Raw genomic sequence first — 15,358 nt, forward strand, 5'->3', positions numbered from 1 at the left:
CAGGGACTGATCTCGATACTGGACGCGGTAAGATGGCTCAAGCGTTCTTCATGAACCGCCGTGGTACGGAACCGTATGCCCGGTGGTGTGAGAGGACAGGGGAGGCGACTCCCCTTCCTACTCGATTGTGTCGTACCTATTATGGTTAGCCCAAATAACGATAAAAATTGAGGAGGCAGCATGCAGCTACACCGGGATAAAAGCCTGTTATTAATGGTCGATTTTCAGGCCGGGCTACTGCCTGTGATCGAAGGCGGACAAGAAGCTGCTGGAGAAGCCGCCTGGCTAGGTGAAATGGCGTGCTTGCTAGAGGTGCCGGTATGGTTAACCGAGCAGTCTCCAGAAAAGCTGGGGGGAACCTCGGCACCACTGATCGCCTGCTTGAATGACTATCAGCTCTGGCAAAAACAGCACTTTGGCGCCATGGCGGAAGCTAAATTTCGTGAAGCACTAAACGCAACGGGGAAAACTCAGATTGTGCTGTGTGGAACAGAAGCGCATATCTGCGTGCTACAAACGGGATTAGGGCTATTAGAGGCAGGCTATGAGCTGTACTGGCTGTGTGACGCCTCTGCCAGCCGCCGCCCCCAAGAGGCAACGCTTGCCCGTGAGCGCGCCTGCGCAAGCGGTGCTGTGGCGGTGACGGCAGACATGGTGGCTTATGAGTGGCTACACCGGTGCGACACAGCGCTGTTTAAAGAGGCGCACCAGCGGTTTTTAAAGCCACGTTCGGCTCGCCCCGTACGTTTCTTCTAGGCTGTTCGCCTCGCTCTAGCGATCACTCTCCTTGCGAGTGAAAACGAAGGTATCGCCCTGGGATGCTGAGGCATCGAAGCGATAGCCGGCCACATCGAAAGCCTTAAGTTGATCTGGATCGTTAACCTGCTGCTGAATTAGCCAGGCGCTCATCAGCCCGCGGGCCTTTTTGGCGTAGAAGCTGATGATTTTAAAGGTGCCGTTTTTCTCATCTTTAAACACCGGCGTAATGATCCGTGCATTAAGCTGCTGGGTGTCTACCGCTTTGAAGTACTCATTCGAAGCGAGATTAACCAGCACGTTAGAGCCGCTTTCAGCAATGGCCTCATTGAGTGCCGGTGCCAGAATGGGCTTCCAGTAGGCATACAGATCCTTACCGGCGCTGTTAGGCAGCTTGGTGCCCATCTCCAGTCGATACGGCTGAATTAAGTCCAGAGGCCGTAGCAGGCCGTATAAGCCGGACAGTATGCGCAGATGCGATTGTGCGTAACTGTTCTCTGCCGCGCTGAAATTTTCCGCTTGCAGGCCGGCATAGACGTCGCCCTGAAAAGCCTGCGCGGCGGGTTTGGCATTGCTCATTGTGAAGGGTGGGCGCCACTCCTCAAAACGCGCCGCATTCAGTCCGGCCAATTTGTCGCTGATACCCATGAGTTCGCTGATTTGCTGCGGCGAGTAGTCGCGCAAAATAGTGATAAGCGCTTGGCTCTGTTTCAGAAAGTCGGGTTGTGTTACCTGCTCTGTGGTAGATGGGGTTTCAAAATCCAGCGTTTTGGCGGGAGAGATAATGCTCAGCATCGCATGCTCCTGGTCGTGCCCTGGTAAATAAAAGCTTGATATGGACGCAGTATACCAAGCCTCGGCGTAGGCCGAGGCTATAGTGGTGATAGCCTGAGGAGCGTCAGCTGTCTTTTTACGGACAGGGATTCGGCATGCGGCGGTGAATATCTTCGATTGCCTCTAGCACCTCGTCATCCAGCTTGAGGCTCTCGCTGGCAAGATTACTTTCCAACTGCTCCATTGTGGTTGCACCAATGATATTGCTGGTTAAGAAGCTGCGAGAGTTAACAAATGCCAGCGCCATTTGCGCGGGATCTAACTCGTGCTTCTCAGCAAGCGCAACGTAAGCCTGTGTGGCTGCTTCGGCTTCGGGCGAGGTGTAACGCTTGAAGCGCTCATAGAGTGTCAAACGCCCCTTAGGTGGCTGCGCACCATTCAGATATTTGCCTGAGAGTACCCCAAACCCTAACGGTGAATAAGCAAGTAGACCGACGTCTTCACGGTGGGCAATTTCAGCTAAACCGACCTCGAAAGAGCGGTTAAGAAGGTTGTAGGGGTTTTGGATAGACGCCACGCGGGGTAAATCCAGCTTGTCGGCTAGCTGCAGCGAACGCATTACGCCCCAGGGTGTGTCATTCGACAGCCCTATAGCCCGCACCTTACCGGCATCAACCAGTTCTTTCAGCGCGGCGAGGGTTTCTTCTAACGGTGTCGCGTCTTCGTCTTCGCTATGCACGTAGCCCAGCTTGCCAAAGAAGTTGGTTTGCCGATCTGGCCAGTGCAGTTGGTAAAGGTCAACGTAATCGGTATTCAAGCGCTCAAGGCTAGTGTCGATGGCCTGATGAATATGCTCACGGGTAAGGCGCGGCCCGCCCCGGATGTGTTCAAGCCCTGGCCCAGCTGCCTTGGTGGCTATGATCAGGTCGTCCCGGGCACCACGCTGCTTTAGCCAACTACCGATATAGCGCTCCGTGAGGCCCTGGGTCTTGGCCATGGGGGGAACGGGGTACATTTCTGCTGTGTCGATGAAATTGATGCCAAACGCCACGGCTCGATCGAGCTGCTCGTGGGCTTCAGCTTCGCTATTTTGCTCGCCAAACGTCATCGTGCCTAAGCAGAGTCGACTCACCTCCAGGCCGGTTCTGCCAAGTGGGCGCGTTTGCATGTTCATCTCCTTACTAAGGCGGAATTGCCATAAGATAAGCTACCATTACCAGGCTGGTAAACGGCGTCTGAATGGCATGTTAGCGAGGCTCTTTGCACGCAGCAAATTAATGGGGTTGAGTCGTCGCAAAGGCAGGCGTATGCTTGCCAGCCCATCGACCGGCTAAAGGCCGGTTTCTCGTGTGGTTGGCGACTATTATTAGTGTAACGCTGGCCCAAGGTTCCAACAGATAGGCAGGGTGGTTTGCCATGCTGCAGGCATCAACGTTGTTTACTCGGCTAGAGTTTCGTCTAGCTGAACGGCTGTTTCATAATCACTGGTTGTTGCCGCGTTCACCGCGCACCCAGCGTTTAACGATGCGCTTGTTTAAGCGCTGTGCGGAAGCGGGTCACCCTGATGCGCTCTCCGTTTATGGCCATATGTTGTTTCATCGCAGCCAGACGCCTCAAGACAAGGCGCGCGGCGCGCGTTACGTCCTGGAAGCGGCGCACGCCGGGGATGTGAAGTCACAATACCAGGTGGCGCAAATCCACGAGCATGGCTGTGCTCAGTACCCGCGACGCGAAGACTACGCGGTGACATGGTATGCCCGTGCCGCCCAGTCGGGGCACTATCTAGCGGCGGAGCGGCTTGCCCGTGCTTATCGCCTGGGCGAGTTAGGCTTGGCGGTGGATGGCGAGAGAGCGGCTTACTGGCAGCGACAGGCGGAACAGCCGACACTAGATAACGTGGCCGCCGCATGAAGCGTTACCGCGTTCTGATTGAGTGAGGAAGGTTGTGTCCGAGACGCTACCCACAGTGCTAGATATTGAAGCGTCCGGATTTGGGCGTGGCAGTTACCCCATTGAAGTAGGCATCGCCCGTGCCGATGGAAGCTGCTGCGCTTTTCTCATTCAACCGCTGGAGGAGTGGACGCACTGGGATCCTAAAGCCGAATTGCTGCACGGCATCACTCGTAAGCGCCTTGTTCAAGAGGGCTACCCGGTACGCCAAGTCGCCCACTGGCTGAACGATGAACTGCGCGAGCTGGGTAAGGCGTACAGCGATAGCTGGGGATACGATAACACCTGGCTATCGCTGCTCTTCCATCACGCGGGCATGCTGCCGCGTTTTCGCCTTGAGGCGCTAAGAATTCTGCTTAGCGAAGAGCAGCAGGCTGTGTGGAGCGACACCAAAGAAGCATTGATCGCCGAACAGGGTATTCACCGCCACCGGGCAGGTGAAGATGCCCGCTTACTGCAGCTTACCTATCAGCATACCCGCAAGCTCACCGAGCACCCGGGACGCTAATAACTCTCTCCTCATCAGTTTTATAGCTGGGCTTCCAGCGCCTCAAGCAACTCATGGGGTGACGGTGCGTCTAGCAGCATCTCGCGCGTGGGAGACGCCAAAAAGCCATGACTAACCGTGCTATCTAAAAAAGTCAGTAGCGGCGAATAGAACTCGTCAATGTTCAGCAACCCCATCGGTTTTTCATGCAGGCCCAGATAGCCCCACGTCCATATTTCAAACAGCTCTTCCAAAGTGCCGATCCCGCCGGGTAAGGCAATAAAAGCGTCGGCGTTGGCCGCCATAGTGGCTTTGCGTTCGTGCATGTTGCGCACCCGAATCAGCTCGCTTAAGCCAAAGTGGGCCTGTTCACGCTCCACCAGGTGGTCGGGCATAACACCAATGACTTCACCACCGGCTTCAAGTGCTGCGTTAGCCAGCTCGCCCATCAGGCCAACACGCGCCCCACCATACACCAGGGTGTGGCCGCGCTCCGCAAGCGTGCGCCCCAGTTTATTGGTCGCCTGACGGAAGGCAGGGCTGCTACCTTCACGGGAGCCCAGATAAACGCAAATTCGAGCCATTCGATTAATTCCTTATCACTGTATAAAAAGGCGATTAGGGCACGCAGCGATCTACCTGATGATGCTGATCCATCCACTGGCCAATCACATTGTTGCCGCAAAGGTGGTGGGCGTACTGAGTGTGCAGGCAGCGTATTTGGTGCCAGTTACTGATCCCGCCAATGCCGCGCTCGGTCATCACCTGGGTATAACCCAACTTAGCGACTTCTGCACGCTGAGCATCGCTCATAGCGTCCCAGCGGGCGGTTACATAGTCACGGTGGCTTTGTTGGTAAGCCTCAAGAAATTCGGGCTCTTCCTGGAGGCGCTGCTCGAGTGCTTTGATCACCCCAACGGCTTCGATGCGGGAAATTTCAACTTTAAGCACATCGGAACAGAGCCAATACAGGGTGGGGAAGGGTTTGCCATCAACAATCGGTGCCATGCGCAGTACCAGCGGTGTGCCTTCTCCGTCAGTAGCGGCTACCGCTTCAATACCACGCGGGGCGCGGCCAAGCTGCTGGGCGATAATGGCGAGCTGACGTTCGTCAGGCGCTTGGTTGGTGCGAATCACCATTGGATTGGTCTCTCACGAACGGTCATCTTGAACAAATTTAGTCGAGCGGCCAACGGCTCGGAAAAAGCAGCGATTCAGCTGTTCAGGGGACGCGACATAGCACCACGTCCGCTCACAGTATTCAGCGGCTCGCGCCATTAGCACGTCATAAAGGCGGTTGAAGGGGGCATCATAATCGTAGGGATCGGCACCAAACAAGCGGATATGCGGATAGTCAGCAAAGCGCTCGACAAAATAGTTTTCCAGATCGGCTTCTACGGCACGATGCTGGGCGATGTTGTCAGGGTCTATCCAGAGGTTGTAGCGGATGGCCATTATAAGGCTCCTATTGCCCCGCCGTCGCGGGGCAGCGTCAATCAGGCAGGCTTAGCACTCAGCAGGCGCATCCTGCAGATGCGACGTTAGTGCCTCGCGTAAGTCACCCTCAATGGGCATAGCGCACTTGGCCTGGTGGTCATACTGCACCATAACAGTGTGTCCTAGATTAGTGAGCTTGCCGTGCTGACGTGCCTCTTGGGTCACCGTAAACGAGCTAGTGCCTAACCGCGTTAAGTAAGTACGTATTTCGATGTCGTGACCGTAAAACAGTTCAGCCCGGTAGTCGACCTCCATGCGCGCCATAATCAAGCGCCACTGCTTAGGGTTTAAGTCAGGAGTAAAGAGTTTGAACAAGTCATTGCGGGCAAGCTCAAACCACGCTGGCAGGCGGGTGTTGTTAATGTGCCCTAAGGCATCGGTATCGTAAAAGGCGGGCTCAATGGTACGGGTAAACATGGCATGTCCTTGTTATTAAGAAAGCAGGTAGTTAGTACGGATAGCCGCAACGGCAACGTTCAGGATTAACCCAAGCAAGCGCTTGGTCAAGAAATCTTGGTCAAGCGGTGCGGCGTTGATACCACGCGGTGAGTTGCATCCACGCCAGTAGCCATAGCGTGGCCGCTGCGAAGCCTGCTAATGTGCCCCATAGCAACCCCAAGGTGCTGTAAGTATAGGAAACACATAGCGTGTAACTCAGTAGCGAGCCAAGTCCCATCGGGTAGTGTTTAATAACCGTCGCCACCGGCGCTGCCCCATGATTCAGGTGTAGGATCAGCAAAAAAGGCAGCATCGTGACGGGAAAGGCTGCCAACGTTCCCGCCCAGGCGGGCGGAAGCCAGTGGGCAAGGCTGGTAATGGTAAATATAATTACGGTGGCAAGTGCTGCGCGGGCGGCAAGCGCGGGTAATGAAAATGTTCTGCTGGCGGGTATCCTGACATCAGCAATGTTGCGAAATAAGCCGCTGAACAGAGCAATGGCGCACAGTGTCACCAGCGTGCCGCTCAGGCGCGTGAAGTTAAACTGAGCGAGTAGTGTGCTAACGGCGAGCCAAGCAACCAAACCGCCCGCCACGCCGCCAATAACACCTTTAACGCCAGGCTGTCGTCCAGCCACCCAATAACCGGCTCCTAGCGCCATTGTGGCCGTAAACCCCGCCAGAGTATGCACCGCACTTTGGGTCGCAAACTGAGGGGAAATTTCCAAGCCGATAAAAAATAGCGCCAACGCCGTGCCTAATGGGTAGCCCGCTAGCAGGCCCGCCATGCGCGGGCTAGCGCGCACCGCAATCGCGCCTAGCCCCAGCACCATGCTGATCGAAAGCCCTAATTTCGCAAGCTGCCAAGTGAGAGGGACTTCAATCATGCGGCGTTTTCCTTACTGTTATTGTTTGGGGGCTGTCAGCCTGCGAGCTCATTAATTAAACCAAACGCAGGCCTTGCTGGTCGCGCCAGGCGGCTTCAAGCGCGTCTTGTAGAGGCGCTTGCAAGTGCGCGGGGAGCCCCTCCTGCGCCGCTTGCAGTGAATCAAACGAGCGGTTACGCAGCCAGCAGTACGCCCAGGCGCAGGCTTCGGCGTCGCTATCGGGGGTAGGGCGAGCGGGCATTTGGTTGAGCAGAAAAACCGCAGTGCGCGGGGCCCAGAGCGGCATCTCGCCAAGCTCATCGTGGCTCCACTGTTCCAGGGTGGCACCGCTGGGCGTGGCGTCGGGTGTGCCTAGTTTCGCCACTCGAGCTGTCTCAGCCAAAATAAGCGCTAGCTGGTCTGTATCCGCTTGACCTAGCGAGCGCCATTGCCGCAGTAGCGCCGATAGTCCAGCGCGCATCTTGGTATAAAAGTCATCTTGCGGCATGCTTGGCACAACCCCTATTCAATGAGTGAGATTTGTCATGGCCTATGATTTTGCCACGCCTGTGGAGCGACGCCACCCAGAAGGTGGCTGGGCTTCGCAAAAATGGCACCGTTACGGCGACGATGTGTTACCCCTTTGGGTCGCCGATATGGATTTTCGCTCCCCGCCCGCGGTGATTGATGCGCTGCAGGCTAGGGTAGCTCACGGTGTATATGGCTATGGCGAAGTGCCCGCTACGTTAACAGAAACCCTGTGTCAGTGGAGCGCCCGCCACTACGACTGGCCCATTCAGCCGGCGTGGCAGCAGTGGCTACCAGGCGTCGTGCCAGCTTTGCACCTGGCCGCGTTAGCACTGACCGAACCAGGCGACGGCGTATTAACGGTGGCGCCGATCTACCCGCCATTTTTAGAAGTTGCCAAGCGCACCGGGCGACTGCCCCAGCAGGCGATGTTGGCAGCGCCTTCAACACCGAATGCGCCTTGGCAGCTCGATATTGCCGCCCTGGAGGCCGCTATTACGCCGCGTACGCGCTTGCTGCTGTGGTGCCAGCCCCACAACCCTACGGGGCGTGTATGGCGCCATGAGGAGCTTGCCGCGCTGGCTGAGCTGGTCGAGCGCCACGATCTTTGGGTGGTCTCCGATGAGCTGCACTGCGACCTGCTATTAGACGAAGGCGCCCAGCACCGCCCGTTAGCCGCGGCATTTCCGGAATTAGCGAAGCGCACCATTACCCTATGGGCACCGTCGAAAACCTTTAACCTGGCGGGATTAACCAGCGCCTGTGCGGTGATTCCCGACCCCGCACTGCGTGAGCGTTTTGCCGCAGCGACCAAAGGATTGCTGCCTGATGGCAATGTACTTGGCTTGGTCGCCGCAGAGGCGGCTTATCGCCATGGCGAACCGTGGCGGCAGGAACTGTTAAGTGTGTTGCGTGAACATCGTGCAACACTTCAGGCGCGCGTAGCGACTTGGCCGGGCGTTAGTTGGAGTGCGCCGGATTCTACCTATCTAGCGTGGCTGGATATGCGTAAGGCAGGTCTAGGCGATGCGCCGCATAAGACGCTGCTGAAAGAGGTCGGGGTGGCGCTTTCGGACGGGGCGGCCTTTGGCTGCCCCGGTTTTGTGCGGCTTAACTTTGGCACCACCGCCTCCCAACTGGAAGCGGCGCTGTCACGTATGGATTCACTGCTAAAGCGGGATTGAAAGCCTTCAGGTGCTTAGTAAAGCATTGCAAAGAGCTTGCGGCGGTAGGCAACAGTTAGCGGGTGGTCGGCGCCCAGGGCGTCGAACACCTGCAGCAGCGTTTTACGTGCCGCGTCATCGTTATAAGCGCGATCATGTTTCATTAGCGCCAGCAGCGCTTCGAGCCCTTCATCGTAATGACCGTCAGCCACTTGGCGCAGGGCGCGCTGGTACTGCGCTTCGCTATCGGTGCGATCGCCCAGGGCGGCAATCTCTTCGGCTGAGAGTGCCTGCTCGCTAAACTCGATGCTGGCACGTACGCCCCGTGCAGGCGCCGCATCGCGCTCTTCCGGCGGCAGGTTATCCAGCACATCGCGGGCCTCATTGCCTTGCCCTTCTGCCAACAATACCCGGGCGAACGCTACTTGATAGGCGTAGTGTTCGGGGTATTGCTCCATTAAGGTTTGGTAAATCTCGCGGGCGCCAGCGGTATCGCCTGCTTTCAGCGCCTCTTCCGCCTGCTCTTCTGGGGTGGGCGGTGCCTCACCTGGGGCAGGGAAGTAGCGGTTCAGCCACTCGCGTACTTCTTTCTCCGGCAAAGCGCCCTGGAAGCCATCAACTAAACCGCCTTGGCTAATCAGCTTCACATCAGGCACCGACTGTACGCCCAATTGGCCCCCGATTTCAGGGTTCGCCTCGATATCGAGCTTGCCGAGCAGGAAGGCGCCCGCGTACTCAACAACCAGCTTTTCCAGTATTGCAAGCAGGGTACTGCTGCCAGGATGAGAAGGTGAGTAGCAGCCCAATAGCACGGGCACCTTCATGGAGGCTTCCAGCACCTGCTGAATATTGCCTGCATTAAGCTCGATAATAACGTCTTCAGGGCGCACCGCTGCCTGGTTGGCGTCAGGCGTGGAAGCGTCGGCATTTCCGGTATCCGCAGTCAGCGGTTTACCTGAGCGGGGATCAATAATCTGCATGGGTAGACTCGGCATCAAAAAATGAACAATAGTTCCCCATGATATGCAGGCATGCCCGGGAGGATTCAAGGAAAGAGGGGGAAATAAAACCCAGGGCGCGATCATAGGCGCCCTGGTCGAACCATTTTTTCTGGCAATGTTGTTGGTATTGTTTTGGGTATTGCTTAAGGAATGATGCGTTCTGCGCGAAGGCGAGCGAATAAGTCGAAAAACGCCGCGCGGGTTTCGCGGAAGTGATCAAAGCCGAAATCGCGGGATTTGGTGACGTCGTTAACGCACTCAAGTTCTCGCCCCAGGTCGGCATCGGTGTGCCACCAGGAAGCTAGCTTGGAAACGTCAGGTTCAACCAGGTCGTGCTGCTCGGCAATCTCAGCCCAGGTTGGCGCAATGTCGGCCATTTGCATTTCAAGCGGCTGCGGCGTTTCCGGGCGATCTGGCACCTCAAGCTCAAAGAACTCACCTATTTCACGCCACAGTCGACGCCAGCGGAACACATCGCCATTGACCGTGTTGAAGGCTTCATTATGGGCACCGGGCGTTGACGCCGCCCACTCCATCTGCCGTGCTAACACCAGCGAATCGGTTAGGTCAGTCAAGGCATTCCACTGCACCTGTGAGCCTGGGAAGGTGAACGGTTTACCCGTGGCCTTGCAGATAGAGGCGTAAACCGCCAGCGTCACGCCCATGTTCATGGCATTACCGCGGGCATAGCCAATCACGGTGTGCGGGCGGTGCACGTTCCAGCTAAAGCCGTCCCGCTCCGCCGCTGCGAACATGATGTCTTCGAGGGTGTAGTAGAAGTTCTCGCCGGGTACGCGTGGCGCTGATTCGCGAAACGGCGTCTCGGTCTTGCCACTACCGTAGTTCTCGAAGGCGCCCAGGTACTGCTTGGTGCCGGTGACCAGCGAGACATGCGCCACGCTTGCGTCCTGTAAGGCATCGAGCAGGCTCTGCATCATCGCTCCGTTGGCTTCGACATTGGCTTTCTCATTGTCGCGGCGCACCCAGGTGCAGTAGAAAACGTGAGTAATGGGTAAGCCCGCAAGCGCCTTAGCCGTCGCTTCGCGATCGAGCAGGTCGGCGGCGACGGGAATGACGCCCTCTTGTTGAGAGGGGCGACGCGATAAACCATAAACGGTCCATCCGCTAGCGGTGAGATAGCTGGCCAGATTGCCGCCGGTAATGCCGGTAGCGCCTACTACAAGTGCTGTGCCTTTGCGCATCGTTAGCTCCTTAATGCAGACAAGAGATTCGGAACGGACGACGAACATGGTGCTCGTGCCCGATGAAAAGCAGTCTGGTCGCTGAGGATCATTGCTACAATTGGAAAAATCGCAAATCTTTATTGCGACAGGAGCAACTCAATGGATCTCAATGCGCTACGAACCTTTGAGCGCGTCGCCGCGACAGGAAGTTTTACCGCCACCGCGCGTCATTTTCATCGCGCGGTATCGTCGGTCTCGCGTCAGATCGCCGCTTTAGAAGAGGCGTTAGGACAGCAGCTGTTCTATCGGCATACTCGCGCCGTGACGCTGACCGAAGCGGGCTGGCGCTACTACCAGGAAGTTCGCGAGATACTGGAGCGGCTCGATCTGGCGAATGAAGCACTGATGGCACCCAATACACAGCCTAGCGGCGTGCTGCGCGTTAACGCCCCAGTGGCCTTCGGTCAGCGGCAGATCGTGCCGATTCTGTATCATTTTCAGCGCCGCTACCCGGCGATCAAAGCCGAGCTGATGCTGACCGATCAATTGACCGACCCAGTGCGCGAGGGCATCGATATCACCTTTCGCGTCGGGGCATTGGCGGATTCCACTTTGGTGGCGCGCCGCCTAGCGCCAATGAATTATGTGGTCGCCGCGGCGCCCGACTATTTGCAACGTTGTGGTACGCCCACCTGCCCGGATGACCTGAGCCAACATGACTGCCTGCTCTACCAGGGCGAAATGGGCCGCCAGCGCTGGTATTTCAATACTGCTGATCAGTCACAAGCCTGCACTTATAAAGTCGACGGCACCCTCTACAGCAACGATGCCGAGAGTTTGGTGCGCGCAGCATTAATGGGGCAGGGGCTGGTGATGTTTCCCACCTGGCTGATCGCTGACGAATTGGCAACCGGCGCACTGGTGCCGATACTCGAAGCGTGGGAGTGCGAAGTTATGCCGGGCAGGCGCGATATCCACGTGCTCTTTGCTCAGCGTCGCCTACACACAAACAAGGTGAGTGCATTTCTAGATCATCTGTTTGAGATGGTTGGGCCTACACCACACTGGGATCGCTGGCGTGAACAGCAGGATTAGCGCCGATAACACAGAAAAGATGTCTGAGAATATTTAACCTGCAACCGAACATGCAACAACCGTCAATCTTCACGCATGGCTCGGGCCAACATGTCGTTGATGGGTTTGGCCAAGTAGCTTGAAAAACTTCTTTCGCCTGTACGCAGCATCACTTCTGCTGGCATACCAGCGAGCAATTTCATGGTTTCGGTCATGTTTTCTTGCCCCACAGTGGTGACGCGCAGGCGCACCTTATAATAGCGGGCCCGGGTCGCTTCATCCTCGAAACTGTTGGCACTGACGTGGATAACCTCGCCGTCGATGACATTTGAAAGACGCTGGTTGAAAGCGCTGAAACGTATCTCGGCAGGCTGGCCCATATAAAGGTGGTCAATATCATGGTCCGGCACCTTGGCTTCCACAATGAAGCCAACATCGGTTGGCACAATATCGAGCAGCGGATCACCGGAACGGATAACGCCGCCCAGGGTATGCACTTTTAACCCCACCACCGTTCCCGACACCGGTGCCAGCACCTCAGTGCGGTTCACTTTATCCAACAGTGCGGTGAGGCGCTCTTCGGCGTCGGCCACTTCGGCTTGGGTCTGGCGTAGGGCTTCGCCTACCTGCTGCTGAAACTCCTGCAGGCGAACCTGTTTTTGCAGCGCATTTTCACTGATTTGCGAATGCAGGCGGGCGACTTCTGAGGCGTGCTGGGCATTGACGCTTTGGTATTCGAGGCTCTCGCGCTCCAGTTCGTGCATCCGCTGACTGCTGATCATGCCGTTTTGAAACAGTTTCCGATGGTTGGCGACGTCGCCCTCAAGCGAGCTGATACGGCGCTGATTGATGGCCTGGGTATTGATCAATCCTTCAATCTGCTCATTCATTTGCACCATCTGCTCATCAAGAGAAGCAAGCGTGCTTGTGAGCGACTCCCGCCGGGAATCGAATAAACGGCGCTGTACTTCAAGCACCTCCCTCACACGGGGATAGTCCGAGGTGGTCAGCTCCTCGGGAAAGTTGAGCGTTTCGGCGTCGCTCAGCTCAGCCAGTAGTCGGATTTCGGTCGCTCGGCTGATGAGATAGTCAGAGCGGGTGACCCGCAGTTGTGAGCGTACCTGGGTATCGTCCAACACCATCAGGATATCGCCCGTTTCAACATGATCACCATCTTCAACCTCGATGCTTTTGACAATACCGCCTTCCAAGTGCTGCACAGTCTTGGTGAAGCTCTCTACTGATACGGATCCTGGCGCCACAACGGAGACCGCAAGGTTAGCGAACACCGACCAACTGCCAAAGCCTCCTAGGGCGATAATTAGGATGGCGATGCCCAGCCGGCGGTAGCGTGTATCCTCAACCGGCAGTGCATCGGGCTTTTCAGCTGCGGTATTGTTGCCTTGTGAATTTTGCATGTTCATTACTGAGCCTCCTCGCCGCCATGGCGACCGCGTGCACTGGGTTTTAGCGACGCCACGCGCTGAGGTGGTGCGGGGCGACCTCCATCTGCGGTCATGCGAGTAACTGGCGCTATTCTGGTGGGTGGCTTGAGCGAGGCGATTTGGCCCTCTTTCAACACTAATACCCGATCAACATTTCTCAGCAGGAGCGAACGGTGAGTAATGATCAGTGCCGTGGTGCCTTCCTGGCGTAGCCGAACGAGACAGTGAGCAAGGGAGTGCTCACCCGCATCGTCCAGATTGGCATCGGGCTCGTCCAGAACTATCAGTACGGGTTGGCCATACAGCGCCCGGGCCAAGCCGATACGCTGGCGCTGGCCTGCGGAGAGGGCATTACCGCCATGGGAGAGCCAAGTGTCATAGCCGTTCGGCTGTTCGAGAATCATGTCATGCACACCGGCTCTCTGCGCTGCCAGTACCACTGCTTGAGGGTCGACTTCGTCAAAGCGAGCAATATTCTCCGAGATCGTGCCATCAAAGAGTTCAATATCCTGGGGCAGGTAGCCGATGTGGGGCCCCAGCGCCATGCGGTTCCACTGGGTGATATCGGCGCCATCTAGGCGAACACAGCCGAACTGACTCGGCCAAATACCCAGCGCCACACGCGCGAGCGTCGACTTGCCGGAGGCGCTGGGCCCCACGATGGCGATGTGCTCGCCCTTGGCGATGGTTAGGTTGATATCGCGCAGGGTGGCCAGCTTCTGTCCAGGCGGCGCTGCCGTGACGCCATCAAGCGCGAGACGCCCCTTAGGTTTGGGAAGTGGCATGCGCGGCTCTTCAGCCGGAATCGCCGCCAGTAGCTCCCCGAGGCGCGCCTTGGCGGTACGAGCGCCAGAAAACCCCTTCCAGCCGTTAATCATTTGATCGATAGGCGCCAGCGCCCGCCCCATCAGAATGGAACCGGCAATCATCATACCGGGCGTCAAGTCGCCCCCAAGTACCAGATAAGCCCCTAAGCCAAGAATCAACGACTGGAACATCAGCCTTAGCACTTTGGAGGTGTTGGTGATCAGCCCGGCTCTGTCGCTGGCTTTGGATTGCAGAACCAGGTATTCGCGATGGCGAGCGCACCACCGCCCCATGATGCCGGGTAGCATCCCCATGGCGTGCAGCACCTCTGCGTTTCTCAGATTGCTGTTGGCTAAATCCTGGGACATCACATGCTGACTGTTGGCATCGTTCAGAAGCGATTTAGTGGTGACTTCGTTAATGATGGCAAGTGTCGCCAGGATGATGCCTGCCCCCAAGGCGAAGAGCCCAAACCAGGGATGGAACAGTGCAAGCACACCGATATAGATCGGTACCCAAGGGGCATCGAAGAAAGCAAACAGGCCATTGCCGGAAAGAAATTGACGGAGTGTCGTCAGGTCATTCAGCGGTTGCGCCGAGGGCTTACCGGGCATCATCAATGAGCGTTTAAACATAGCCGAATACAAGCGCTGACTGATCTGGACATCGAGTTTGTTACCGATCCTTACGAGTATGCGCGAACGCATTAACTCTAGCCCGCCCATGACCATAAAAAGAAAGACCACAACCAGGGTCAGCATCAGTAGTGTTTCCTGGCTTCGTGTGGTGATGACGCGGTCGTAAACCTGCAGCATGTAGAGGGGCGGCACGAGCATCAGCAAGTTAATAAACAAACTGAATAGGCCAACGTAAAGGAAGCTGCTTCGGCAGATGCTAAGCACTTTCTGCAGATCTGTCCTCTCGCGTGAATTCAACATGGCTGAGCTCCAGAGCATTGTTGGATGGTTCTTCGGGCCCAGCTATGACTAACAACAGCACCTTTGTCAGTCAGCAAAGTGGGTCACCATGAGAGGGGGCATCGCCTGTTGGCTACCTACCTACCTTGAAAGCAATGCCACTCTTTTGTAATCACTTTGTAATTTATTTGTTATTCAGCGTATCAGGTTATTTTTAAAGGCAGGCTATTAATTTTTTAGTTTTGTTTGAGGTGATAAGTAGTGTGCGTTTTTTCTAATCATCGAGATTCACCGTCAGGCGAGGGCGTTATTTTTCTACTGAAAACCGCTTGTTTTTTTTGTAACTATATCCCCGATTAACGCTCAGTAGTTTTATGTGTTTATTGATATAGTGTTGATTATGTTGATTTTTTTTACATTATTTTAATGACTTGTTGTAACAATTGGATACAAAAGTGCGCTTCTCGCCTTC

At 56.2% G+C, this 15,358-nt stretch carries 17 protein-coding genes; 5 read left to right on the top strand and 12 right to left on the bottom strand.

Annotation, left to right across the window (positions count from 1 at the left end; all coding sequences use genetic code 11):
• Nucleotides 1-180: 180 nt before the first annotated feature.
• On the top strand, nt 181-756 hold the full coding sequence (locus tag QT231_RS16315) for an isochorismatase family protein (protein WP_308337907.1): 576 nt from the start codon (nt 181-183) through the stop codon (nt 754-756).
• Nucleotides 757-771: 15 nt separating this feature from the next.
• Here QT231_RS16315 and yaaA read toward each other — a convergent pair whose 3' ends face one another.
• Entirely contained in the window at nt 772-1,551 is a 780-nt protein-coding gene (gene yaaA, locus QT231_RS16320) for a peroxide stress protein YaaA (protein WP_308337908.1), read from the bottom strand.
• A gap of 115 nt (nt 1,552-1,666) precedes the next feature.
• Nucleotides 1,667-2,698: an NADP(H)-dependent aldo-keto reductase gene (locus QT231_RS16325; RefSeq protein WP_308337909.1), complete on the bottom strand. Its 1,032-nt coding sequence runs from the start codon at nt 2,696-2,698 to the stop codon at nt 1,667-1,669.
• Nucleotides 2,699-2,946: 248 nt separating this feature from the next.
• Here QT231_RS16325 and QT231_RS16330 point away from each other — a divergent pair, with 248 nt between their 5' ends.
• A complete protein-coding gene (locus tag QT231_RS16330) occupies nt 2,947-3,441 on the top strand; it encodes a tetratricopeptide repeat protein (RefSeq protein ID WP_088698779.1) in 495 nt (164 codons plus the stop codon).
• Between the two features lie 34 nt (nt 3,442-3,475).
• On the top strand, nt 3,476-3,988 hold the full coding sequence (locus QT231_RS16335) for a hypothetical protein (protein WP_308337911.1): 513 nt from the start codon (nt 3,476-3,478) through the stop codon (nt 3,986-3,988).
• 20 nt (nt 3,989-4,008) lie between these two features.
• On the opposite strand, the gene QT231_RS16340 is transcribed toward QT231_RS16335, so the two are convergent.
• From QT231_RS16340 to QT231_RS16365, 6 genes are all read right to left on the bottom strand, one after another.
• On the bottom strand, nt 4,009-4,551 hold the full coding sequence (locus QT231_RS16340; RefSeq protein ID WP_308337912.1) for a TIGR00730 family Rossman fold protein: 543 nt from the start codon (nt 4,549-4,551) through the stop codon (nt 4,009-4,011).
• Nucleotides 4,552-4,585: 34 nt separating this feature from the next.
• Nucleotides 4,586-5,107: a DUF501 domain-containing protein gene (locus QT231_RS16345; protein WP_308337913.1), complete on the bottom strand. Its 522-nt coding sequence runs from the start codon at nt 5,105-5,107 to the stop codon at nt 4,586-4,588.
• A gap of 12 nt (nt 5,108-5,119) precedes the next feature.
• Complete coding sequence (locus QT231_RS16350; RefSeq protein ID WP_308337914.1) at nt 5,120-5,422, bottom strand: hypothetical protein; 303 nt, start codon at nt 5,420-5,422, stop codon at nt 5,120-5,122.
• A gap of 51 nt (nt 5,423-5,473) precedes the next feature.
• On the bottom strand, nt 5,474-5,881 hold the full coding sequence (locus tag QT231_RS16355; protein WP_308337915.1) for a thioesterase family protein: 408 nt from the start codon (nt 5,879-5,881) through the stop codon (nt 5,474-5,476).
• Between the two features lie 100 nt (nt 5,882-5,981).
• The gene (locus QT231_RS16360; RefSeq protein ID WP_308337916.1) at nt 5,982-6,788 is read right to left on the bottom strand and encodes a hypothetical protein; all 807 of its coding nucleotides are present in this window, start codon (nt 6,786-6,788) and stop codon (nt 5,982-5,984) included.
• 55 nt (nt 6,789-6,843) lie between these two features.
• Entirely contained in the window at nt 6,844-7,275 is a 432-nt protein-coding gene (locus QT231_RS16365; RefSeq protein ID WP_308337917.1) for a hypothetical protein, read from the bottom strand.
• Nucleotides 7,276-7,312: 37 nt separating this feature from the next.
• On the opposite strand from QT231_RS16365, the gene QT231_RS16370 reads away from it, so the two are divergent.
• Nucleotides 7,313-8,479, top strand: a complete 1,167-nt coding sequence (locus QT231_RS16370) for a PatB family C-S lyase (RefSeq protein WP_308337918.1) — start codon at nt 7,313-7,315, stop codon at nt 8,477-8,479.
• A 14-nt stretch (nt 8,480-8,493) separates the two neighbouring features.
• Here the strand turns inward: QT231_RS16370 and QT231_RS16375 are convergent, their stop codons facing one another.
• Both QT231_RS16375 and QT231_RS16380 read right to left on the bottom strand, forming a co-directional pair.
• Nucleotides 8,494-9,438, bottom strand: a complete 945-nt coding sequence (locus tag QT231_RS16375) for a tetratricopeptide repeat protein (protein WP_308337919.1) — start codon at nt 9,436-9,438, stop codon at nt 8,494-8,496.
• Between the two features lie 164 nt (nt 9,439-9,602).
• Nucleotides 9,603-10,661: an SDR family oxidoreductase gene (locus QT231_RS16380; RefSeq protein ID WP_308337920.1), complete on the bottom strand. Its 1,059-nt coding sequence runs from the start codon at nt 10,659-10,661 to the stop codon at nt 9,603-9,605.
• Between the two features lie 141 nt (nt 10,662-10,802).
• Between QT231_RS16380 and QT231_RS16385 the strand changes: the two genes are divergently transcribed.
• Nucleotides 10,803-11,738, top strand: coding sequence for a LysR family transcriptional regulator (locus QT231_RS16385; protein ID WP_308337921.1), 936 nt, complete (start codon nt 10,803-10,805; stop codon nt 11,736-11,738).
• Nucleotides 11,739-11,800: 62 nt separating this feature from the next.
• On the opposite strand, the gene QT231_RS16390 is transcribed toward QT231_RS16385, so the two are convergent.
• Together QT231_RS16390 and QT231_RS16395 are read right to left on the bottom strand one after the other, a co-directional pair.
• Nucleotides 11,801-13,141 (bottom strand): HlyD family type I secretion periplasmic adaptor subunit, encoded by a 1,341-nt coding sequence (locus QT231_RS16390; RefSeq protein ID WP_308337922.1) that lies wholly within the window; start codon nt 13,139-13,141, stop codon nt 11,801-11,803.
• The gene (locus QT231_RS16395; protein WP_308337923.1) at nt 13,141-14,907 is read right to left on the bottom strand and encodes a type I secretion system permease/ATPase; all 1,767 of its coding nucleotides are present in this window, start codon (nt 14,905-14,907) and stop codon (nt 13,141-13,143) included. Before QT231_RS16395 ends, QT231_RS16390 begins: the two co-directional genes overlap by 1 nt.
• Nucleotides 14,908-15,358: the final 451 nt, after the last annotated feature.

Source organism: Halomonas sp. SpR1 (genome assembly GCF_031010175.1).
Classification (GTDB): domain Bacteria; phylum Pseudomonadota; class Gammaproteobacteria; order Pseudomonadales; family Halomonadaceae; genus Vreelandella.